The sequence below is a fragment of the Rhizobium sp. WW22 genome, from assembly GCF_047041135.1.
GTDB lineage: Bacteria > Pseudomonadota > Alphaproteobacteria > Rhizobiales > Rhizobiaceae > Rhizobium.
In genome coordinates this window covers 1,584,241-1,603,242 of the sequence record NZ_CP178199.1, presented here as the reverse complement: position 1 = coordinate 1,603,242, position 19,002 = coordinate 1,584,241, and the positions used below count along the sequence as shown (strand labels likewise).

The window sequence follows — 19,002 nt, the reverse complement described above, 5'->3', positions numbered from 1 at the left end:
GGACGAGATTCAGGCAATACCGCAAATTGATCGCAACCTGGAGCGCGAATTCGGCTGCCGAGAAATCCAATATTGCCCCCGGCGGTATGGCCCGAGCCAGATAGATCCTCCAGTGTTGGGTCATCGCATTACCCTCTCTTGTCGGATGATTGCACGGACGACGTCGTGTGGCGTGCCGCTCTTACAGAGACGCTATTGGCTCTCGACCGGCTTATCTTGTGCCGGCGAGGCTTCGGCGTGCCCGCAGTCATATTGACAAGCTGAAGTCGGTTTCAATAACGCGATCATGCAATTGGGCTTCGGTCCGGCGCTTTCTCCGACCTTGGTCTGACACTGCCACGGCGAAAGGTCATGACGTGGATTGCTGAAGTCCAAATGCTGTACTTATCCGTGGGATAGGACTTGACCCTTCGCGATGTAGAGGCGATTTGATATGGATCGGACCCTTGCCAATCGGCGATAGCCGAGGCGCTTCGAGCCCATGGAACGTTGGGCGCTCGTCGTTGGAGCCTCAGGAGGCTTTAGGTGTTATTACGTCGAAAGCTTATTGCTGCTTTACCATGCCTGATGCTGACCTTGGTCAACACGGCACTTCCCTACACTGTCAAAATTCACGGTGCTTCCGCGATATTCGCCCAGCAAATGGCCGAGGCCAAAGGTGGCAATGGTAATGGTGGCGGCAACGGCGGCGGAAACGGCAATGGGGGAGGCAACGGTAACGGGGGAGGCAATGGCAACAGCGGCAATGGAGGCGGAAACGGCAGCGGTAACAATGGAAACGGGAATGGCAACAACGGAAACGGCAATGCTAATGGCCGATCGTCCGCAACCAAGAGCGCTACCCAAAGCCAGGTCGATTCCGACCAGTCCACCGATGATGGCGGCGGCTCGATTAGCGTTCAACACAAGGATGGTATGAGCGAAAATATACAGAGCGGACGTTATGTGATGAAGGATTCAAAGGGCCGCACCATCGTCAATCGCAATGCGACAACTGCCGACGAGCAGCGGCTCAAATCACTCCTTCACTGACGCCGCCTTTCGAGTTCATCCCGGAACGCCATCGCAGCTTCCGTTCTATTGCTCACCTCCAGTTTGGCGAAGATTTGGGTCATGTGATGCTTGATGGTCTTTTCATGCAGATCGAGCTTCAGCCCGATATGTTTATTGCTCAATCCAGCAGAAGCCAGTTCCAATACTTCCCGCTCGCGATCCGTCAATGCGCTGAAAGGATTGGCCCGGGAATCGGTTCCGTTTTCGGAAATCAGACGCGCCGATAGCGTCGGTGCGACATAGCTGTCACCGGCAGCGATACCGCGAAGGATATCGGCGAGCGTCCGTGATCCGACGCCTTTCAGAACATAGCCCTTCGCGCCGCTCTTGAGCGCCGTCATCACATCGTCGCTTGCCTCGGAGACTGTCAGCATAACGATCTTCTGATCGGGTATCTGGCCGAGGATAAGAGAAAGGGCATCCAGTCCTCCTCCCGGCATGGAAATGTCGAGCAACAGGATGTCCGGGCGCTGCTGCATCGCTATGCGCAGCGCGTCCTCCTTGCTGCTGCCTTCGCCGACGATGCTAAACCCATCCATTTCGGTCAGGCTGCGGATAACGCCCTCCCTGAAGAGGGGGTGGTCGTCTACGACTGCCAAAGTGATTGCTGCTGTCATGTCTGCTCCATTTCCTCGATGTTCAGGGACATGCGGACGATGGTGCCCCGGTTTGACGACAAAAGCTGGAACATGCCGCCGAGGCTTTCGACCCGATCTCTAAGGCCGGCAAGACCAAGCTTCTGCGTGCCGACCCCTTTCGGATCAAATCCCGGTCCCTCATCGGCAACCTCGATCACGACCTGGCCGTCTTTGAAGGATTGCACGACCCTTTGCCCGATTCCGCCGGCGTGACGATAGCCATTGTTCAAGGCTTCCTGCACAAAGCGATAGACGCATATTTTTGCGGAGGTCGAAAGATCTGTCGGCGCTGCCCCGACGAGAAGAGCGACGGTGACGCCGGTACGCTGTTCGTGGGCACGGATTGCCCGTTTTAAGAGATCGGTCAAATTGTCCGTCTCGATGTGCGGCAGCATCAGGCCGCTACAGACGCTCCGGATTTCGGCCATGGCGTCATCAAGGCTGGATTTGATTGTCTCCAGCGACGCTTCGCGTTCCTCTGGCGAGACGGTGGAGCTGATGAGGGTCTGGCTGTCCAGCCGCAAGGAGGCATAAGCGACCAATTGGGCGGGACCGTCATGTAGGTCGGCACCGATACGGCGCAAATAGCTCTCATTCAGCGCGGCGGCGCGCTGGGTCGCGCGTTGAACGCGCGCGCGCAACGCCTCATTCTGTTGAAGAAGCGCCGACAATTCGCCGATGCGGCCGTTGAGCGCCATGCGCTGACTGTCGATGGTGTGGCTGCCGCGCAGGACGATGATCGATAGAAGAGCAAAGAATGTCAGCGTGAACACGGCAACGACAAGCCAGCTCAGCAGGCGGGCCTGCGTAAGGCTCCATTGGAAATCGTTGGCAACCTCGTAGAATTCGGAGACGGCCACGACCTTGCCCGACCACGGTTGAAGCACCGGATTGTAGATTTCCAGAAGGGGCTTGCCGCTATTGCGTTCAGCCACGCTCTCCACGTCGTCGATCCGGTTGAATTTGGCGACCATTTGGCCCGAAAAGGCCGTCTTGAGACTGTCCGAGAGCGGAAATCGCTTGCCGGAAAGATCCTTGTTATTGGAATAGAGGATTGTCCCGTCGTCGCGCCAAAGCCGGAAGGAAAACAGCCGTGTGCCGAGCGCACCTTGGCCCAGGGTCTCATCAAGGGCGTGCGTCACCGTATCGTCAAGAGCCTGAGTGGTTTGCATATCGGGCAGGAGCGGGGCGATGACGCTGTCGACATAGAGGGCCGTCGTCGCCGCGGAATTACGCGTCACTGCATTCTCGATCAGATTGGCAACGAAGGACCCGACAACGAGCATCGCACAAAGAGCGACGAAGCCACCGGCGAGCAGGAACTGTCTGGCCAAGGATTGGGAGTTCCAGCGTTCGATAAGACTTGCTGGAGAGAGCTTGTATTTATGATTTGCTCGCGGCACTGGCATAATCGGCACTGATCTCCCAACCCTCTATAGCTATCCCAGCAGGATGGAGTGTCAACCGTTGGGTCCGTCGACACCGGCCGCGTTGTCCCGAGCGGGTACTGCCGTCTGGCGCCTGCAATTTAAGCGACCAAAGGGTTGGATCAATCAGACTATGGTCCTAACCCTCAAGGCATAGGTCGGAGCGGGATAGAAAGCTGGGATTTCGGCAATATTCTAGTGCGCATGATTTGCTGGATATGGCCGCTGCCATAGGCGACGGGCATGTTACGAAGGAAGTGCACATGAAAATCCATTCCATCATTGGTGCGACAAGCCTCGGCCTGGTGCTTGTCCTTGCGCCAATCGGAGGAGCTATGGTCGGTTTCGTACAGCCGGCATTCGCCAAGGGCGGAAACGGCGGCGGTCATGGCAATGGTAACGGCGGCGGCCATGGTGAAGGAAACTCCGGCCATGAAAAGTCCGGGGGCGACGATACAAGCAGCCCTTCGACGAATGCGGCGGCTGCACAGGGCACTTCATCGTCGGTGTTGGGGCATCATGCGGATAAACACTCCAAAGCCCATAGTGCAAGTTCGAAGAGCCATGTCTCAAAGCCCGGTGCAGGTAGCCTGAGCTCGCTCAAGCGGGACTATCGCGCCTACCTGAACTCGAAAGATCCGAAGATGGCGGCGCTTTCCGCTTATGTGAAGGCATATGCGGAATTTGAAATCCAATATGGAACGACGGCAGTGCCGACGGACCCGGCCCTCAGCGACAGCGCCTTGCGTTCGGCGCTGGCGCAGTTGTCTAACAAGCCGGTGACGAACCAGACGCTCGCGGAAGCAAAGAGCATCCTCGGCGTTGGAACAAATACAGGAAAAATCGCGGAAGTTCGTGATGCGCTGGAAAGGAAATCCGAAACCGCAACACAATCTGAGAGCACGCAGCCAACCGACGATTGAGGCGCTGCCTTAGCATTGCTTTGTGAACTTGGGGATCGATAGGCGCGCATTGCGGCGGCCTTTCTGCTTCGATTTATGAGTTTGGCGCCAGCGGGCGCCATTCGCTAGCCGGTCCGCCCACCGGCTCTATCGCCGGGTCGGGTCTTCCGCCCCAGACGCTGCCCGATCCGGCGATAGGCAATTTGCCGTACGATCTGTATGACCAGGTACAGAATATGGTGCGCGACAGGGGTAGGCCGCGGAATGACCGCGTGCGGAAGCCAGTGCCAGGAAGTTCGGGATTTCGGGAAAATCGGAGGCCGGCCACTCTCTCCTTGCGATCATTATGATATGGCTCAGCCAGGCGGAATGAGGGGTGGAGAGCGGCTTCCCGCTCTCCACGATCGTTAGTTCAGAATCTTGATAACCTTGCGCGAGGTAGGCTCGACAATCACGCGTTCGTGGTTGACGATCGCATAGGCATATTTCGGATTTTGCGGAACGGTTCGCACGACGATCGTTTCCGGCAAGGGTCGGCCGACGACTACACGCTCGCGGACAACAGTTTCTTCTTCGGGCAGGGGCTGTTCGCGTACGTAGGTGACCACCTTCTGCGGCGGCGGATCGATGGCCGTGCCGACAATGGCGCCAGCGACACCGCCCACGGCGGCTCCAACCGGGCCACCAACTACGGCTCCGGTAACCGCGCCACCTGCGGCGCCGGTGACGGTCGAAGATTGGGCAAAAGCACATCCGGCGGTGAGGCCAAGCGCGAGTGCCGCAACACTAAGTACCTTCGTTTTCATCAGAATCTCCTTTCACCTTCTATTCCTCCGTCGTTGACGGAGCTGTCGGTAAAACAGAGCTTCGCCGCAGTCTGTTCCTTTCCTTGGGCTTCAGTCATGTGGATTTGGGACATGGGTCGCAGTGAACATCAGACCAAAGCCCTACGCGCGTGGCTTCGATAAGGGAATATGGGGGATTCGTCGCATTCAGGGCTGGGTGCGGTGATGCAAGGCAGGGATTGAGCCAATACAGCTCTCACCTTCGCAACTGCCAGAAGCCACTACGCGATGCGGCAGGTCGATCCGATAAACGTTTTCGATCGCTTCGCGTGAGCAGTGGAGCGATCTCAATCTGTCAATGTCGAGCCTGGTTCGAAGAGGCCACCGATGTGTTTCGCTCTGCGGTCCAACTGCTAGGCAGGTTGGCACATATGATCCCGACTAGGAGAATGACGGATATCAGACCGATTAAAGTCTCCCATGATTGCCGACGAAATGGGAGCGGCCAGCGCGATCGGGATATGTTGGGATCATATCGCATTTATCAGTTCCACACCCATGGGAAAGCCGTCAACGTTCCGGTGGAGATCAATCCTGTGATCGCCGTTATTTTTCCGCTGTGTGTTCATCCAGTAAATCTATGTCCGTCGAAATCAGATTGTCTAGTAGCTTGATCGACAATATCTGGTAACGGAGACCCTGGCGATTGTTAGGGCTGCCAAATTAATCGGATTATGGAGAAAATATTTCCGACAATACCGGATGATGCAGTGGTATAGCGACAGGTATGCCCGAACTTAGTCGCACTCCGAACCAGACCGGTCGGAAGTTTTTGATTGCGTTCAAGCATCCGCCCAGGCGTCGGGTGTATCAAGTGCCGCCGATATCGTGCGACTCTGCTCGTAAAGCCAGTCGCAGAATTCTTTAGGCCCTGATCTCCCGTCATCATCACGGATGAGTGCGAAGTGCCAGTCGGGACCGTCAAGCGTCTCGTCGAAGGGCGCGATCAGCACGCCTGATTTGACAATGGCCTCGAAGAAGCCGGGTGGCACGAGCGCAACGCCTTCACCCGCGCAGGCGGCATTCACATTTAGCTCATGGTTCGGATATTCCACGCGAGTGAACCTCAATCCCGGCGGGACGCGACCGATTGCGCTCACAAACCATCTTTCCCAGTCTGGATGCGGCAACAGTGGCAGAGTTGCAAGCATCTCCGGTGTGAGAGGTTCCAGCGCTGCGGCAAGCGATGGAGCCAGAAGCGGCGTTAGTTGTACGGGAAATAGTCGAAAGGCCCGCAGACCCGGCCAGTCGCCGGCGCCAGTGCGGATGGCAACGTCGAAATCTGACGGATCACGAATTTCGGTCGAAACATCGAGTTCGATCTCGCAGCGCTGATAGCCGGAAAGGCGCGGCGCAAGCCAGCGGCTTGCGAGGGTGGGAGGCGCGGTCACCCGCAAGGGAGGAGATGCCGCTCCGAAAGCCGCCAATGCGGCGTCGATTTCGTCCAAGCCGCGCCGCACACCCTTCGCAAGCAGCATGGCCTTCGGAGTAGGCACTACACGCGGTCCTCGCCGAATGAAAAGGGGCTCACCTAGTTCCTCCTCAAGGGTGCGAATGCGCAGGCTCACTGCCGTAGGGGTGAGAAACAAACGCTCGGCTGCACGGGCGAAGCTTCCGGAAGCGACGCAGATCTCAAGGACTTTCAGGGCGTCGAGTGAAGGGTGCATATGTAGTTTCACTTATGATAATAGTAAGGAATGCCCGTTTTGCGTACCGATATTATAGCAGTTTAATGCGCCCCAGAAGTGGAGGCGATCACGCTCTCCATACATGGAGAGCCTCTCATGGAGCTGCAATCGCGCCCTCTGTTTACGCTGTATCTCGAACTTCATCCAACGATCGATATAGGACCATGTCCCGCGGGCGTTCGCCGAATCTTTCCGGTCTCTGGCGGCCATTTTGAAGGAGAGCGTCTCAAGGGCAAGGTCTCACCACTAATCGGATCGGACCTGCTGGTCACTCGGCAGGACGGAACATTCCAGCAGGATGTCCGGGTTCTGCTCGAGGTTGAGGATGGCGCCTACATTCTGATGACCTATCGTGGCGTTCGCCACGCATCGGTCGAAGTTTCCGAGCGCTTGGGACGCGGCGAAGCTGTCGACCCTTCGGAATATTATCTTCGAACAACTCCCTATTTCGAAACCGCTTCGCCTGCACATGCTTGGATCAATGCGATCGTTTGTGTTGGAAAGGGTAGTCGTTTTCCGGGTGGCGTAAAATACGACCTGTTCGAAATCCTCTGATAACAGAGAAATGGACGGGATTGGCTTGATTCCACTCGGTTCTCTGTCCCACCGAGCAATCTTGCGGTCGTTCGTTTGACTTGCAGTCCGAAATGCCGCTGAGGTAATATTTCTAAAGTTTTCATTGCAAAATCTGAAATAGAGCCTAGTTTAGACTTATCGACCATTGCTTGTGACGTCGCTCAAGGGCCTGTGCCCTTCCTCGGATTCCCTCTCAAAAAATCGATCTAACCCCGCAAGGTATCGCGGGAGCAACAACGATTGCTATGAAAGGAAATCGTTATGAACACTGGTACAGTTAAGTGGTTTAACTCCACCAAGGGCTTCGGCTTCATTCAACCCGATAATGGCAGCACGGACGTTTTCGTGCATGCTTCGGCCGTCGAGCGAGCCGGGATGCGTTCGCTAACTGATGGACAGAAAATTCGCTATGACATCGTGCAGGACAGCAGGTCCGGCAAGAGCTCAGCCGATAATCTTCAGGCGGCGTAAATTTGTCATTCACGCGCGCTGACCACGGATGTACTGGCAGTGCGCATGGATGATGTTGAGAGGTCGGGGTAACGCCCGGCCTTTTATTTTGGCCACGGGAGAACGGTATGCAGAATCCGCGCTACCAGATTGGTGACACGATCGTTTTAAAGCGTGGCACTTTTGGAAATTTCGGTCCTTCTGGAGCAGGAAGAATTGTGTCGCGCATGCCTGAAGCCGATGGCGCCACGCAATATCGCGTCCAGTTCGAAGGCGAAAATTTTGAACGCCGCGTAGTCCAGCCGGATATCGACGTTGAAGCGTCCACATCAAAAGCCCGGAATATTGGCTTCGCAGCTGAATCAAGGTCTTCCAGCTGGATCAATTTGACGATGATCACCCTGAGAAAGCGGTAATTGAAGGAGCTACCTTGCAAGTAGACATCAGGGACAACCACGTCGATCAGGCGCTGCGGGTTCGCAAAAAAGCCGATGCGATCCGCCGCAGTCGTAAACTTGCCCGCAAAGATGCACAGCGCGAAGGGCTTCTTCCCGCGTCCAAAAAGAAGGTTGCGCGGTCGGGCTGACCGCACCCTCTTATCATTCGTCAGGAGACATCATGGCCGCCACAAAAGAGAAGTTTTTCAAACAGAGTAGGCAAACTCTTCAAGACAAGGCATCGACGACGGATACGGCGGCGAGGCAGATCACCGCCGCCGAAAATGCCGATCGCGAGAAAAAGACCGAGAAGCTCCGCGCGCTTCGATTGGCGCGGCCGGAAGCAGAGCCGATCAAGCCATCGGCGAAACGCGGGCATAAGACGAAATAACAGAAGCACGACCGCCCAAACATAGCACAGCGAGTGAAGCTGCGTTCTTTGGCGCGGTAAAACGTTACTGTACAGCTACGCGGTTTGGCCGAAAATCTCGAGCTGCGAAAGGTTAATGGCTTCGCTCGCTGCCGAGGTGTTGCCGATGAATTCGTCGATCAGGAATGCCACGTAGCCTCCAGCCATCTTGACGATGGCGAGTTCGCAGCTCCGTGAGGGCCTGTTGCCCATTTGGGCGGCCAAATCGTAAACCGGCACCAATTCGCCGCGATATGAGGTATGACCGAGGGCGTGGCGTGCATCGTCGCTATCGCGAAGCGGGCGCCAATTATCTGCCCGGGCGACGATCGTTCCGTCAATGAACGTGCATAAGGTGTCGTGCACGCGCACCGCCATTGCTGCGCGGCGGCGAAGAAATACTGGTAGAGGCATTGAGCACTTTGTCCCTTCAGGGACTCCCCGTTCAAAAGTGCAAACGTCTGAGGCGAAACCCGGCTGGGGAGGATGCCTTGGCACTGTCATGGTGCCGCCGAACGCGATTCGGCCGGACAAACCCAAGGTAGAGTGATTGTCTTGATGACTGCTTTTCGGTTTGCCTAAAATTCTAACGATGCCCCACTTTCAGACTGGCCATAAGGCCCAAATCCGAATGAGATTGAGGCCAAAACGATCGCGTTTTAGCTGTGTCTGCCACGTCGAAAGGGCCGAATGAGAAACTCGGTCAAGTTCTGTGGCTCGCGGATATTGGGTAGGCCGACATCAGGCCATTCCTGGGCTTTCGGATAGTACGCCGTCCCGAACAGAATGTCCCAGATGGCGGAGCCACTGCCGAAATTCCGGTTGAAATGCCGTCGTTCGATCGAATGATGAATGCGGTGAAACCGGTTGTCGGGAAAGATGTAGCGGACCCAACCCAGGTTCAGACGCGTCGAGCTATGCTCGAAATAACCTTGCCAGCGAACGAAGAACACCCAGATCCAGGGAACATAGTCCTGCTTGAAATCGAAAAGCAGTGAGACGGGAATGATCAGGAACGGGATCCTGAAGATCTCCTCGCTGAAATGATGGTTGCTGTTGAAGGCACTCATTTCCTCTAGCGAATGATGCTCGGCGTGGAAACGCCAGAAGAACCTGTTGCTATGCTGGAGCCGGTGGAACCAATAGTAGAAGAACTCGCTGACCTGCAGAACGAGAAAGGAAGCAGCTAGGGCACCCAACAGATGCAGCGGCCACGCGTTCGAAAATCTCGAGAGGAATGTCAGGTCGATGGTAAACAACGGCTTTATGCCGATGCCAGCCCAAAACCAGTAGAAGAGGGTCAGGCTTGCCTTGGTTATGAGGATGTTTGTCACGCAGAAGATCATGCCGCGAAGTTTCGATACATAGCTATAGCGAGACTTCGGAAAGATGACCTCGGCGGCGAGCAACAGCAACGCGACCGGAAGAACGCGATCGGTATACTCCTCCATGAATTCAAGCAAACGAAGCAAATTTTCCATTGTCAATTTGCTATCCATGGAACGATAGGGGCGATGCTCCTCCTTATCCGAGGATAGGTGTCGCTTCAACTTGATGATTAAAAACTGGTTAAGGGCATGATGGCCGCAGCGAGGTTGATGGTCTGAGAACCCACGCTCCAGGGCAATTAGCCTACCCACGGGCTCTCAAGGCAGCGATCAGCGGCAGCCGGCTGGCGGCCAGTGCCGGAAGCGCGCCACCAAGAAGTCCGATTGAAAGACCAAGCATACCGCCGGTCAGCATGACTTGCGGGGTGACGGTAAGCTGAAAAGCCATGCTGACATCATTGGCCCCTATGGTGCTGGCGCGCCACCCTTCGAAGACAAGCCGCGATGCCAAGACGCCGACGGCTGCACCGGCCGCAGCCAAGAGGGCGGCCTCCAACCAGGTTGCGAGAAAAGCGGATAGGCGACTGAAGCCGAGTGCCCGCATGGTCGCGATCTCGACCGTTCTGTCGGAGATGGAGCTCATCATCGTGTTGAGTGCCCCGGCGGTTGCCCCGATCGCCATCAGCAAGGCGATGGGCCAGCCGAACAGGCGTATGAGATCGGCCATGCGCCCAGCCTGGGATGCATAAAGTCCAGCCTCGGAAACTGCCGTCAGCGGCGTCTCCGTAATCGTCGCCAGCCTGATGTTCAACTTGGCAAGGGAGGATGGATCGACAAGCCGCAATCGCAGGCTTTGCACTTCGCCCTGCCGGTCGAAGGCGGCACGCACCGCATCGATATCGCCCCAGATTTCCGATTCGAATGCGCTGCCGTTGGCAGTGAAGTGTCCGACCACGGTCCAGTCCACGGTGCCGAGCCGCACCTTTGCGCCGAGGCCAAAGCCGGAATAATCGCGGGCGATGCCTGCTCCGACGACAATCTCTCTGGCGCCGGGCGCGAACAACCTCCCCTGCGAAAGGGCGATACCATTCCGGATCGGAAGACCGCTGCCATCCATGCCACGCAGGGCAAGGGTCCCCGAGCTTCTATCTCCTTTGCTGGTTACATCGACGGGGATCACGAGTTCGCGAGATGCAACAAGATTTCCGGCCGAATCTCGTAGGACACCGATATCACCGGCGCTGGCCTTGAGCTTGCGGATCGCATCGGCTGATATATCGGAGCCGGTCTCCTGGTTCGTGCCGCCGCCGAGCACGACGGCGACCAGCGGTGAGCCTGCGCCGCTCAAGGCCTTCTCGAAGCCGCTCGCCATTGCTAGGAAGCCTATGAGCACGATAACGACGAGCGATACAGACAATGCCATGGAGAGCGAAATCGCCAGGCGCCGCTTCATGCTGCCGAGCGCGGTTCTTGCCGCAACGATGATCTGTCTGATTTGGATGGACATATCGGTCACCTCGTTCGGAAGGCTTTCATGATGGGGGTTCGCATGGCGTTGACGGCCGGCACGAGGCCGGTTGCAAGTCCAAGAACAAGCACGATCGCCGTTGCATGCAGCAGCACGACCGCAGAGAAGGCAAGACCGAGCGATGGGCCGGCAAATATCGCTCCGGCTCTCGCCAAGGCCAGCCCGATGGCTCCGCCGATGATGAACATGAACAGTGTTTCGCCGAGGACGAGGGTGAGGATCGTCATGTGTGAGATGCCCAGCGTTTTCAGGACGGCGATTTCGAATGACCGCTCGCGCACGGCGAAGACCATGGTGTTGATGACGATCATCAGCAGCGTGACGAAGGCAGCCCCTGTGACCAGATCGACGATGAGGCCGATATCGGCATACTGGCGCAGGAAGGCTTCGAGAAACTGCTTTTCGGACTGAGTGCGCGTGGGCGCCGAGGAGTTGACGAAGAGCGCGTCGATATGGGCAGCCATAACGCCCGGCGAAATGCCGTCGCGCGGCTTGATGATGAAAGCATCCACGGTGTCCTTGTCTTTTGCGCGGGCGGCATTGACGTAATCGTAACGGGCGATGGTGAAGTAGGTGTCGGTGCTGGCGCTTTCGCCCTCGAAGATCCCCGCGATCACGAAGCGCCAGTCGCGGCCGCCGTCCTGCTTCGCCACCTGAAAGGCGGTGACGGTGATGTTTTGGCCAACAGACCAGCCTTCGGCTTCGGCGAGCGCCCGTCCGACCAGGACCCGGTCGCGGCCTTGTCCGATCGCCTCGAGCAGATCGGGCGTAAGGCCGAGTTCCCGACCGTTGGTTTCTATCAGCAACGCCGGATCGACGGCGCTGATTGGCACGATATTCTTTTCGACATCGACGAAGCCGCGCAGGCGTGTCATGTAACCGACCGCTGCGACATCGGGATCGGCCGCAATGCGGGCGCGGTGGGCCATCGGCAATGGCTGCCCGCGCCCGCTGGCACTCATGACGCCGAGAATATTGTCGCTCGCGGCCGACACGCCCTGCGAGCCGGCAAGGAAGCTGGCGGTTAGCCCGTGGATGAGAAAGGCGACGGCGATGCAGACAATGAGCAGAGTAGTGCGCAGCGGCTTTCGCGAAGCATTCTTTCGGGCGAGGTCGAGGAAGGTCATCAGGCTGCCTTTCCCGCTTCGATGAATTGTCCCTTGTCGAGATGCAGCGTCCGTCTGGCCGAGCCTGCGGCTCGCGGGTCGTGGGTCACCATGATAATGGTCTTTCCCAGTTCACGATTGAGGAAGTTGAGCATCTGCAGCACATCGTCGGCGGAGGCCCGATCGAGATCGCCGGTCGGCTCGTCGCAGAGCAGCAGGCCGGGATCGGAAACAATGGCGCGCGCAATGCCGACGCGCTGCTGTTGCCCACCCGACATGGAGGAGGGATACTGCTTTTCCCTGCCGGCAAGGCCGACGAGATCGAGGACCTTGCCGACCCGGTCACGCCGCTCCTTTGCGCTCAGGGATTTCAGGAGGAGCGGCAGCTCGACATTCTCTGCCGCGGTCAGCATCGGCAGCAGATTGTAGAACTGAAAGACGATGCCAATGTTGTGCGCTCGCCAGGACGACAGTGCTCGTTCGCCCATCCAGTCGAGCCGATAGTCGCCGATGCTTACACTTCCGGCATCCGGCCGGTCGATGCCGGCCAGCATGTTGAGCAGCGTCGATTTCCCTGATCCCGATGGTCCCATGATCGCGACGAAATCGCTCTGCGGAATGGCAAGGTCGAGACCCGAGAAGATGGAGATATCTTCCTTGCCGATACGATAGGCCTTTCGCACCTCTTTAAGCTCGATATAGGCGGCAGGGGTCATGACTTGTTGTCTCCATTCTTGGCGATCGTGTCTGCAAGGGGGATACGGATGCGGGCGGCCATGTTCGGCCGAATGCCTTCCGGCGGATCGATGAGGGAAAGGCGAACCGTGATCGTGCCCTTTTCGATCGAGGCAATGGGCGCGAGCCGCAGCACCTCGACTGCAAAGGCTCGATCGGGAAACCCGTCGAGCACGGCTTCGCCCCGCAGGCCCGGTCTGAGGGACGCGATATTGGTTTCTGCCACGTCGGCGTCGAGCGTCATGCTGGCGGTATCGGTGATGGCAAGCAGGCTCTGGTTTTCGCGCACGCTGTCGGCACGGGCAAGCACGGTGTCGCCGACATGGGCGTTGAGCCGTGTCACCGTGCCGGCAAAGGGCGCGCGGACCATCAGTTCCGTCAGGGGCTCTTCGGCGGAACGAAGGCCGAGTTCGGCCGTGGCTAAATCCTGCCGGGCTTGCGCCACGGCGTTGGATGCACGGGCAAAGGCCGTTCTCGATTCTTCCAGTTGCTGCCGCGAAGCCGCATCGCGGCTGGCAAGGCTCTCGAGGCGGTCCAGCGATGCACGCGCCTGCACGAGATCGATGTCACGCGCCTTGATCGTCAGATCGGCAGCGGCGCGCGCGGCTTCAGCCTTTTCCAGCGCGATGTGGGCGGCCGCATCATCGAGTGTGATAAGAACCTGCCCGGCTTCGACCCGGTCGCCGAGCTCGACGGCGACATCGGTAATTCTGGCCTCATACTTGGAGAAAACAGTCGTGCTGCGCGGAGCAACGACAATCCCGGCACCGGTTATTTCGCCGACTGCGTTGGTCCTTGTATTCAAAGCGTACTGCTTGTGGTCCCGGTCATTTGTTTCTTCAACGCGGGAGGTTTCCGTCGCGCGTGGCTCGCTCCGCAAGGCCGGTATGGAAGAGAGAGGCGTTCCCGACGGATGGAATATGCTGGGACGATAGATGACGATGATCAGGCTGATGGCCGCAACCAATGCCAGGCTCAGGAGAGGAATGGTCCGCCGCCTTGGGGCGTGGGGCGGATCCTGTGTTATGTGCCGCCGCTTCAGGGAGAGGGAGGTCAGCGTGGCGGCAAGTCTCTGGTCGTGATCGGTGACGGTGCTCATGAGGAAGAGCATGGCTATCCGACGAGGAAACGGAGACCTCTAACACGTTCCGGGCCGTGCTCGATCGCGATTCAGTCAGCCTCGCATGTGGCCGAAATCAGCTGGAAGGGCTGCGCGACCGGTCGCGCCATTCGAGCGGCGTCGTATCGGTAACGCGCCGGAACTCGCGATTGAAGTTCGATTTGGTCTGAAAACCGACGTCGAACATGATTTCCGTCACCGGCTTTTCCGTTTCGGCGAGCAGCAGGCAGGCCTCGGCGATCCGGTGCTCGTTGACATATTGCGAGACATTCTTGCCGGTCGCCCGGTTGATGGCTGCGGAAATTTGCCGGGCGGGAATCGCAAGCTTGCGCGCCAGCCGATCGAGATTGAGATCGACATCGCGATAGGCGTGCCTGTCTTTCATCAAGACCTGCACCGCCCCAAGCGTCTGTGCGTCTTCAAGGAATTCGGGCGGGCGAACGTTCTCCATCTTTTCGGCGGGCGCATGGCTGCGGCTGGCGGCTGCAGCAGCCATGGCCAGGATAGCCAGTCCGATGAGATTTCCGAAGCTAATGACCTTTAGCGCATAGGTGCCGTCGGCCCAGACAAAATCCAGCCAGATGAATATATCCACCACCGCCGATAGCAGAAGCGCGCCTGCGGCAAAGAGGATGGCCCGGTAGGTCGGGCCGGCATTTTCGAAAGGTGCAAGACGAAGGGCGTCCGTGCCCGAGCGCATGAGAAGCAGGATTGCTGCGGCATAGCCGATATCGATAAGGATTATCCCGATATCGATTGCGTCGCGCCATATCGCGACCAGCACGACAATAAGCCCCGCCGGAAGACCATGCAGGCAGATCTGCTGAATTGGCGATAGAGGGCTTTTGCGCGCCAGCCTGGAGATCCCGAGATAAGCAAGTGGCGGCACCATCGCAGCTGCGATCGGCATGGCGTACATGACAGGCAAAACGGCATAACCCCAGCGCAATCCGGACAGTACGGACTGAAAGGCGCTCAGAAGAATGAGCGCCTGGAAAGGAAGATTGGGCGAGGGGCTATCGTCGCGGCTCCGGACGACGCCGAAGAGAATGACGAGCAAAATGGCGACGACGAATGGAAGCGGAATGAAAATCATTGATCGTTCGGAGCAGGACCTGTCTATATCTCCAGCCGATCATGCCGAAAGACGGGCCGCACCGCGACCTCAATCATGTTTCAGGTCGTCAAATTTCTGGGGAGGGAGGCCGGCTGTCGTGGCATGTCACTCCGCTGCGGCGGCAAGACATCCATCGATGATCTCTCTAATTTCCGCGCGGCAGGAGCCGCAATTCGTTCCGGCATTCGTTGTCACACCGACAGCCTCGAAGCTGTGACATCCGTTGCGAATGGCGCCGAATATGAAGCTAAAGTTTGAGCACTCGCCCAATACATTTGCGCTCTGGCAGCTATCTCCGGCGCACAGGCCAAGTCTGCAAGCGTCGTGGCTTGGCGCGGATCTTTACTCCCTCATTGATCTCTCGCGGCCTCCTTCATCATGGCCATAAACCTGGAGATTCAGGAACCAATTCGATTGCGAGGCAGTTAGAAAACAGAGGCGGGAAAGAAAAAGGAGAACACCATGTCGAATGTTTCGCGAACGGGAACTGACGATGTCAACAATGCAACCAGCCGAACCACCTTCGGGCGATCCGTCGAGAGCAAGGCTCAGTTGCGGGATGCGGCGGCGCTCTCCTCAGCAGCCGACGGTGCGGAGACACTGAATATCTATCGCCTGGAACCCATCGCTGCCCCGGACGATCCACGCTGGGACAATGCTCCCAATCAGGGTACGATCATCGTGGCGGCCAGAAGTTCGGGCGACGCGCGCATCGTGGCGACGGGCAGGGAGCTCGACTTTATGGAGGTCGATGCCGCCCCTGCCGAAGATGTGACCACCAGTAACGCGAGTGCGTTTCGCGATGACAAGCTTTACACCGTGATCGAGATCGCTCGCGGCCGAACCGATTTGAAACGGCGCGTGCTGGAGGGCGAGGTGTCCGTCGACACAATCCTTCCCACGCAAGTCGGCCGCTGATTATCCGCGCTGAAGCCGGAAGGCGGAGCGTTGCGAAAAGGGCACTGCGCTGAGCCCGGCGTGTCTTCCGTCAGCTTCGAGCCACCTTCCAATCAGCGTGCGCGGTATAAAAGATTGAGAGCTTGGCGTTCTTCCTCCGGCATGTCCCGGCTGAAAGAAGCAATGGCCGTTAAAGCGCCGAGCTGATGAAGATTGGTGAAATCGACCACGCCACTACGATAAAGCTTGATAAGCTCCAGGGCAAAGGCCTCGCGGTTGAAATCATTCAAATCGAACCATGGTTGAGCGATCACGACGTCGAAAATCCGTTGCAGCCGATCGATCTCCTCCGGCTGGAGAATGCCTTCGACAAGATGATGGTAGCGGCGCATGCCCTTACTCCCGCCATGAGGAACGGTGTGTTGTCGCGCTACATCGGATCTCAGCAAACGGACTTGCCATTCGCCGTATATAGGGAGATCCGGTGGCGCGATCGAGCTGTTGGAACAAATCTTCCGAATCGCCGTTGCGTCAGGTGGGAGCCTTTTAACCGGCGGCCTGCATTCACTGAGCATATTCCGATTTGATCTGTTGTTAACGGAGCGAAAAATGCCCGAGCAAAATCAGTCACCAGCGGTTCAATCCTTGCGAAAGGAGCAGAAGCAGCAAAGAAGCAGGCCGGCAAACGAACTGGACAAAGCGCTTGAGGATACGTTTCCAGCCTCGGATCCTGCTTCCCTGACGCATACCGCCGTCGCTGGCGGCATCGGCCCTGAGGCGGACCGGTTCGGCCCTCAAGAACAATCGAACAACAAACTTGCAGCCTTTGCAGTCGAGCGGCGAATTCGCGAAAGGCCGATCGCTTCGCTCTTGGCGGCCGCGGCCATCGGATTTGTTTTTGGAGTCACGCGTTGACGACAAGCCAGCCGATCAATAGACGGCCTCGGGTTCTAGACGCGGAGTTGCCTTGAACGAAGACTCGGCTTTCATTGAGTTTGATCGAGAGCATGCGGGGACGTCTGGCCTGGCCTTTGAGGTTCGCCGTCATAAAAGGCTATGCCGCCGATTACCAGCGCACACGCCACCACCACGATCAGGATAATGTACACGGTCAATGCATTGTATTTACCGTTGTCAGACGCTGGCATTGTCGTTCTTCCTCTGCGATCTACGTGTCCGCATCCCAACATCGGCGGCGCCCCAAGGTTCCCGCCTGCGTGAGCGGTCGCGCGATCCACATCATTTCCTGATGTGATCGACAAATTCCGGTGTTCTGGGAACATTGCCGCATGTCGGCTGTTCGGCGCAGGATCCGATATCGGAGAAAATGGGAACAGCGCCATGCCTAAATCGAACAATCCCGGTGAAAGGAGCAGGGGCGATCCTGCTCAAGACGCAAAGGGCCAAACCCGACGGCTGGTGAAAAGCAGCCGCAATAACGGTGTGGCAAGCGCCAAGCCGAAGGTCATTACGGGATCGGACGATGCAACCATGAACAAAAAGCCGCCCGGAAAGACCGAGCCAGAGAAGGATTGGGATCTCAATTACGATACGCGAGACATGAACGAGGGCAAGTATCGCGGCTGAAGCACGTTCGCCGCGGATCGATAAAACGGTATCCGGATGAGGACCTGGCTGCATCTTTGCATCGATATGCAACGCATGTTCTTCGAACAAACGCCCTGGCATGTGCCCTGGATGGCGCGCACCCTGGAGCAGGTGGTCGAGGTCGCCGGGCGATTTCCCGAACGTACGCTCTTTACCCGCTTCATTCCACCGACCCGGGCGGACGCCATGCCGGGGAAATGGCAAGATTACTACGAGAAATGGGAGATGATGACCGCCAGTCGGCTTCCCCACGAGTTGATGCTGCTTATCGATCCGCTGCAGCGTTTCGTTCCGCCGGCCCGCATCTTCGACAAGCTCACTTATTCGCCCTGGACCGATGGCCGCCTTCACCGAAATCTGGCTCAGGAAGGTATCGATACCCTGGTGATCAGCGGCGGTGAAACGGATGTCTGCGTGTTGGCCGCAGCCCTGGGTGCAATCGAGCTTGGATATGGAATCATCGTTTTAAGAGACGCCGTCTGCAGTGGCGATGACGATGCGCATGATGCAGCGCTCACGCTGCTGGAGCGCCGGTTTTCCGTTCAATCCGAGATCATGACGGTCGAGGAATTTCTGTCCGCGCGATGACGGAGGCTCCCCGCTTCTTGATTTGATAGGATGGTCCGCTACATCCTGCTCCATAGGACTCGGAGGAGACTGCCATGCCTCATCGCGCTCCCAAAGGAAGTGAATGCCGAATACTCGCTGAAGCTGTATTGCAATGGTATAGCTTCTATGAGGTGGCGCCAGATGACGAGGCTTCGAGTACTCTCGTCGCAGCGGCTCTCGAATTCTTTCATGACGGTTATCACACGGCAGATGACCTGGCCGTGAGGTTGATCGGAACCTATGTCGGTATCTGGTCGACAAAGATTAATGCGCCTACTTCGGCTGCCATTCACTGATCGTTCTCTCCGACCGCAAGCCAGCCGCCGAAGGCGGCTGATGCCGGTATTTTGCCGTGACATGAGCCTGGCTACAGGCAACGAAGCGGGCTATTCCCGGCGCGTGCGAAAGTGCGGGGAATCGTGCTTGAATTATAGCAAATTCTAAAGCTGGCTCTGGAGGAAGGAAGATCCTCGTCAGGCCGCACAAGGCAAACATATATGTTGCTTCAGCACTTCTTTTTCTGGAAAAC

The 19,002-nt window shown here is 57.5% G+C and carries 24 protein-coding genes and 1 pseudogene; 12 read left to right on the top strand and 13 right to left on the bottom strand.

The window, feature by feature from the left end; genetic code table 11:
- The first annotated feature begins 567 nt into the window (after positions 1-567).
- Positions 568-1,032 carry a hypothetical protein gene (locus tag ACK83U_RS26430; protein ID WP_112603242.1) on the top strand — a complete coding sequence of 155 codons (465 nt, stop codon included), beginning with the start codon at positions 568-570 and terminating at the stop codon, positions 1,030-1,032.
- Here ACK83U_RS26430 and ACK83U_RS26425 read toward each other — a convergent pair.
- Complete coding sequence (locus ACK83U_RS26425; protein ID WP_112603244.1) at positions 1,026-1,670, bottom strand: response regulator transcription factor; 645 nt, start codon at positions 1,668-1,670, stop codon at positions 1,026-1,028. The two genes, ACK83U_RS26430 and ACK83U_RS26425, sit on opposite strands and share 7 nt — an antisense overlap.
- Positions 1,667-3,100 carry a sensor histidine kinase gene (locus tag ACK83U_RS26420; RefSeq protein ID WP_112603246.1) on the bottom strand — a complete coding sequence of 478 codons (1,434 nt, stop codon included), beginning with the start codon at positions 3,098-3,100 and terminating at the stop codon, positions 1,667-1,669. The genes ACK83U_RS26425 and ACK83U_RS26420 overlap by 4 nt, the downstream gene beginning before the upstream one ends.
- Before the next feature lie 281 nt (positions 3,101-3,381).
- On the opposite strand from ACK83U_RS26420, the gene ACK83U_RS26415 reads away from it, so the two are divergent.
- Complete coding sequence (locus ACK83U_RS26415; protein WP_412474926.1) at positions 3,382-4,041, top strand: hypothetical protein; 660 nt, start codon at positions 3,382-3,384, stop codon at positions 4,039-4,041.
- Positions 4,042-4,427: 386 nt separating this feature from the next.
- Here the strand turns inward: ACK83U_RS26415 and ACK83U_RS26410 are convergent, their stop codons facing one another.
- Both ACK83U_RS26410 and ACK83U_RS26405 read right to left on the bottom strand, forming a co-directional pair.
- Complete coding sequence (locus ACK83U_RS26410; RefSeq protein ID WP_112603250.1) at positions 4,428-4,826, bottom strand: DUF1236 domain-containing protein; 399 nt, start codon at positions 4,824-4,826, stop codon at positions 4,428-4,430.
- An 821-nt stretch (positions 4,827-5,647) separates the two neighbouring features.
- Positions 5,648-6,532 carry a LysR substrate-binding domain-containing protein gene (locus ACK83U_RS26405; RefSeq protein ID WP_112603252.1) on the bottom strand — a complete coding sequence of 295 codons (885 nt, stop codon included), beginning with the start codon at positions 6,530-6,532 and terminating at the stop codon, positions 5,648-5,650.
- Between the two features lie 117 nt (positions 6,533-6,649).
- Here ACK83U_RS26405 and ACK83U_RS26400 point away from each other — a divergent pair, with 117 nt between their 5' ends.
- The 5 genes from ACK83U_RS26400 (at position 6,650) to ACK83U_RS26380 (ending at position 8,407) form a co-directional block, all read left to right on the top strand.
- Positions 6,650-7,108 carry a DUF3237 domain-containing protein gene (locus tag ACK83U_RS26400; protein ID WP_112603254.1) on the top strand — a complete coding sequence of 153 codons (459 nt, stop codon included), beginning with the start codon at positions 6,650-6,652 and terminating at the stop codon, positions 7,106-7,108.
- Between the two features lie 282 nt (positions 7,109-7,390).
- A complete protein-coding gene (locus ACK83U_RS26395) occupies positions 7,391-7,600 on the top strand; it encodes a cold-shock protein (RefSeq protein WP_112336994.1) in 210 nt (69 codons plus the stop codon).
- A 107-nt stretch (positions 7,601-7,707) separates the two neighbouring features.
- Positions 7,708-7,995, top strand: a complete 288-nt coding sequence (locus tag ACK83U_RS26390; RefSeq protein ID WP_112603256.1) for a cold-shock protein — start codon at positions 7,708-7,710, stop codon at positions 7,993-7,995.
- Between the two features lie 14 nt (positions 7,996-8,009).
- Entirely contained in the window at positions 8,010-8,165 is a 156-nt protein-coding gene (locus ACK83U_RS26385; protein ID WP_412474925.1) for a hypothetical protein, read from the top strand.
- 32 nt (positions 8,166-8,197) lie between these two features.
- A complete protein-coding gene (locus ACK83U_RS26380; RefSeq protein WP_112336992.1) occupies positions 8,198-8,407 on the top strand; it encodes a hypothetical protein in 210 nt (69 codons plus the stop codon).
- 75 nt (positions 8,408-8,482) lie between these two features.
- Here the strand turns inward: ACK83U_RS26380 and ACK83U_RS26375 are convergent, their stop codons facing one another.
- The 8 genes and pseudogenes from ACK83U_RS26375 to ACK83U_RS26340 form a co-directional block, all read right to left on the bottom strand.
- On the bottom strand, positions 8,483-8,803 hold the full coding sequence (locus ACK83U_RS26375) for a chemotaxis protein CheW (RefSeq protein ID WP_412474924.1): 321 nt from the start codon (positions 8,801-8,803) through the stop codon (positions 8,483-8,485).
- Positions 8,804-9,084: 281 nt separating this feature from the next.
- Positions 9,085-9,906, bottom strand: coding sequence for a sterol desaturase family protein (locus tag ACK83U_RS26370; protein ID WP_112603514.1), 822 nt, complete (start codon positions 9,904-9,906; stop codon positions 9,085-9,087).
- 151 nt (positions 9,907-10,057) lie between these two features.
- Positions 10,058-11,260, bottom strand: a complete 1,203-nt coding sequence (locus ACK83U_RS26365) for an FtsX-like permease family protein (protein ID WP_112603260.1) — start codon at positions 11,258-11,260, stop codon at positions 10,058-10,060.
- 5 nt (positions 11,261-11,265) lie between these two features.
- Positions 11,266-12,408: an ABC transporter permease gene (locus ACK83U_RS26360; RefSeq protein WP_112603262.1), complete on the bottom strand. Its 1,143-nt coding sequence runs from the start codon at positions 12,406-12,408 to the stop codon at positions 11,266-11,268.
- Positions 12,408-13,103: an ABC transporter ATP-binding protein gene (locus ACK83U_RS26355; RefSeq protein ID WP_112603264.1), complete on the bottom strand. Its 696-nt coding sequence runs from the start codon at positions 13,101-13,103 to the stop codon at positions 12,408-12,410. Before ACK83U_RS26355 ends, ACK83U_RS26360 begins: the two co-directional genes overlap by 1 nt.
- Positions 13,100-14,233, bottom strand: coding sequence for an efflux RND transporter periplasmic adaptor subunit (locus ACK83U_RS26350; RefSeq protein ID WP_412474923.1), 1,134 nt, complete (start codon positions 14,231-14,233; stop codon positions 13,100-13,102). Before ACK83U_RS26350 ends, ACK83U_RS26355 begins: the two co-directional genes overlap by 4 nt.
- 85 nt (positions 14,234-14,318) lie before the next feature.
- Complete coding sequence (locus ACK83U_RS26345) at positions 14,319-15,338, bottom strand: helix-turn-helix domain-containing protein (RefSeq protein WP_112603266.1); 1,020 nt, start codon at positions 15,336-15,338, stop codon at positions 14,319-14,321.
- Positions 15,339-15,464: 126 nt separating this feature from the next.
- Positions 15,465-15,602, bottom strand: a pseudogene (locus tag ACK83U_RS26340) (bacterioferritin-associated ferredoxin); the annotation flags it as partial.
- 219 nt (positions 15,603-15,821) lie between these two features.
- Here ACK83U_RS26340 and ACK83U_RS26335 point away from each other — a divergent pair.
- The gene (locus ACK83U_RS26335; protein WP_112603268.1) at positions 15,822-16,277 is read left to right on the top strand and encodes a hypothetical protein; all 456 of its coding nucleotides are present in this window, start codon (positions 15,822-15,824) and stop codon (positions 16,275-16,277) included.
- A gap of 92 nt (positions 16,278-16,369) precedes the next feature.
- On the opposite strand, the gene ACK83U_RS26330 is transcribed toward ACK83U_RS26335, so the two are convergent.
- Positions 16,370-16,705, bottom strand: a complete 336-nt coding sequence (locus ACK83U_RS26330) for a hypothetical protein (RefSeq protein WP_412474922.1) — start codon at positions 16,703-16,705, stop codon at positions 16,370-16,372.
- Positions 16,706-16,865: 160 nt separating this feature from the next.
- Between ACK83U_RS26330 and ACK83U_RS26325 the strand changes: the two genes are divergently transcribed.
- The 4 genes from ACK83U_RS26325 to ACK83U_RS26310 all read left to right on the top strand — a co-directional run bounded on the left by ACK83U_RS26325 (position 16,866) and on the right by ACK83U_RS26310 (position 18,769).
- Positions 16,866-17,171 carry a hypothetical protein gene (locus tag ACK83U_RS26325; protein WP_112603272.1) on the top strand — a complete coding sequence of 102 codons (306 nt, stop codon included), beginning with the start codon at positions 16,866-16,868 and terminating at the stop codon, positions 17,169-17,171.
- Positions 17,172-17,597: 426 nt separating this feature from the next.
- Positions 17,598-17,843 carry a hypothetical protein gene (locus ACK83U_RS26320; protein WP_112603274.1) on the top strand — a complete coding sequence of 82 codons (246 nt, stop codon included), beginning with the start codon at positions 17,598-17,600 and terminating at the stop codon, positions 17,841-17,843.
- Positions 17,844-17,879: 36 nt separating this feature from the next.
- Positions 17,880-18,452, top strand: a complete 573-nt coding sequence (locus ACK83U_RS26315; RefSeq protein ID WP_112603276.1) for a cysteine hydrolase — start codon at positions 17,880-17,882, stop codon at positions 18,450-18,452.
- Positions 18,453-18,526: 74 nt separating this feature from the next.
- Positions 18,527-18,769: a hypothetical protein gene (locus ACK83U_RS26310; RefSeq protein WP_210290344.1), complete on the top strand. Its 243-nt coding sequence runs from the start codon at positions 18,527-18,529 to the stop codon at positions 18,767-18,769.
- Positions 18,770-19,002 lie beyond the last annotated feature (233 nt).

What these genes read in the sequence shown, in the direction of transcription:
- ACK83U_RS26355 (WP_112603264.1), bottom strand. Translation starts at nt 13,103, where the DNA reads ATGACCCCTGCCGCCTATATCGAGCTTAAAGAGGTGCGAAAGGCCTAT.
- ACK83U_RS26370 (WP_112603514.1), bottom strand. Translation starts at nt 9,906, where the DNA reads ATGGAAAATTTGCTTCGTTTGCTTGAATTCATGGAGGAGTATACCGAT.
- ACK83U_RS26395 (WP_112336994.1), top strand. Translation starts at nt 7,391, where the DNA reads ATGAACACTGGTACAGTTAAGTGGTTTAACTCCACCAAGGGCTTCGGC.
- ACK83U_RS26430 (WP_112603242.1), top strand. Translation starts at nt 568, where the DNA reads ATGCTGACCTTGGTCAACACGGCACTTCCCTACACTGTCAAAATTCAC.
- ACK83U_RS26360 (WP_112603262.1), bottom strand. Translation starts at nt 12,408, where the DNA reads ATGACCTTCCTCGACCTCGCCCGAAAGAATGCTTCGCGAAAGCCGCTG.
- ACK83U_RS26425 (WP_112603244.1), bottom strand. Translation starts at nt 1,670, where the DNA reads ATGACAGCAGCAATCACTTTGGCAGTCGTAGACGACCACCCCCTCTTC.
- ACK83U_RS26405 (WP_112603252.1), bottom strand. Translation starts at nt 6,532, where the DNA reads ATGCACCCTTCACTCGACGCCCTGAAAGTCCTTGAGATCTGCGTCGCT.
- ACK83U_RS26380 (WP_112336992.1), top strand. Translation starts at nt 8,198, where the DNA reads ATGGCCGCCACAAAAGAGAAGTTTTTCAAACAGAGTAGGCAAACTCTT.
- ACK83U_RS26335 (WP_112603268.1), top strand. Translation starts at nt 15,822, where the DNA reads ATGTCGAATGTTTCGCGAACGGGAACTGACGATGTCAACAATGCAACC.
- ACK83U_RS26390 (WP_112603256.1), top strand. Translation starts at nt 7,708, where the DNA reads ATGCAGAATCCGCGCTACCAGATTGGTGACACGATCGTTTTAAAGCGT.
- ACK83U_RS26400 (WP_112603254.1), top strand. Translation starts at nt 6,650, where the DNA reads ATGGAGCTGCAATCGCGCCCTCTGTTTACGCTGTATCTCGAACTTCAT.
- ACK83U_RS26315 (WP_112603276.1), top strand. Translation starts at nt 17,880, where the DNA reads ATGAGGACCTGGCTGCATCTTTGCATCGATATGCAACGCATGTTCTTC.
- ACK83U_RS26410 (WP_112603250.1), bottom strand. Translation starts at nt 4,826, where the DNA reads ATGAAAACGAAGGTACTTAGTGTTGCGGCACTCGCGCTTGGCCTCACC.
- ACK83U_RS26350 (WP_412474923.1), bottom strand. Translation starts at nt 14,233, where the DNA reads ATGCTCTTCCTCATGAGCACCGTCACCGATCACGACCAGAGACTTGCC.
- ACK83U_RS26325 (WP_112603272.1), top strand. Translation starts at nt 16,866, where the DNA reads ATGCCCGAGCAAAATCAGTCACCAGCGGTTCAATCCTTGCGAAAGGAG.
- ACK83U_RS26415 (WP_412474926.1), top strand. Translation starts at nt 3,382, where the DNA reads ATGAAAATCCATTCCATCATTGGTGCGACAAGCCTCGGCCTGGTGCTT.
- ACK83U_RS26345 (WP_112603266.1), bottom strand. Translation starts at nt 15,338, where the DNA reads ATGATTTTCATTCCGCTTCCATTCGTCGTCGCCATTTTGCTCGTCATT.
- ACK83U_RS26310 (WP_210290344.1), top strand. Translation starts at nt 18,527, where the DNA reads ATGCCTCATCGCGCTCCCAAAGGAAGTGAATGCCGAATACTCGCTGAA.
- ACK83U_RS26375 (WP_412474924.1), bottom strand. Translation starts at nt 8,803, where the DNA reads ATGGCGGTGCGCGTGCACGACACCTTATGCACGTTCATTGACGGAACG.
- ACK83U_RS26420 (WP_112603246.1), bottom strand. Translation starts at nt 3,100, where the DNA reads ATGCCAGTGCCGCGAGCAAATCATAAATACAAGCTCTCTCCAGCAAGT.
- ACK83U_RS26365 (WP_112603260.1), bottom strand. Translation starts at nt 11,260, where the DNA reads ATGTCCATCCAAATCAGACAGATCATCGTTGCGGCAAGAACCGCGCTC.
- ACK83U_RS26320 (WP_112603274.1), top strand. Translation starts at nt 17,598, where the DNA reads ATGCCTAAATCGAACAATCCCGGTGAAAGGAGCAGGGGCGATCCTGCT.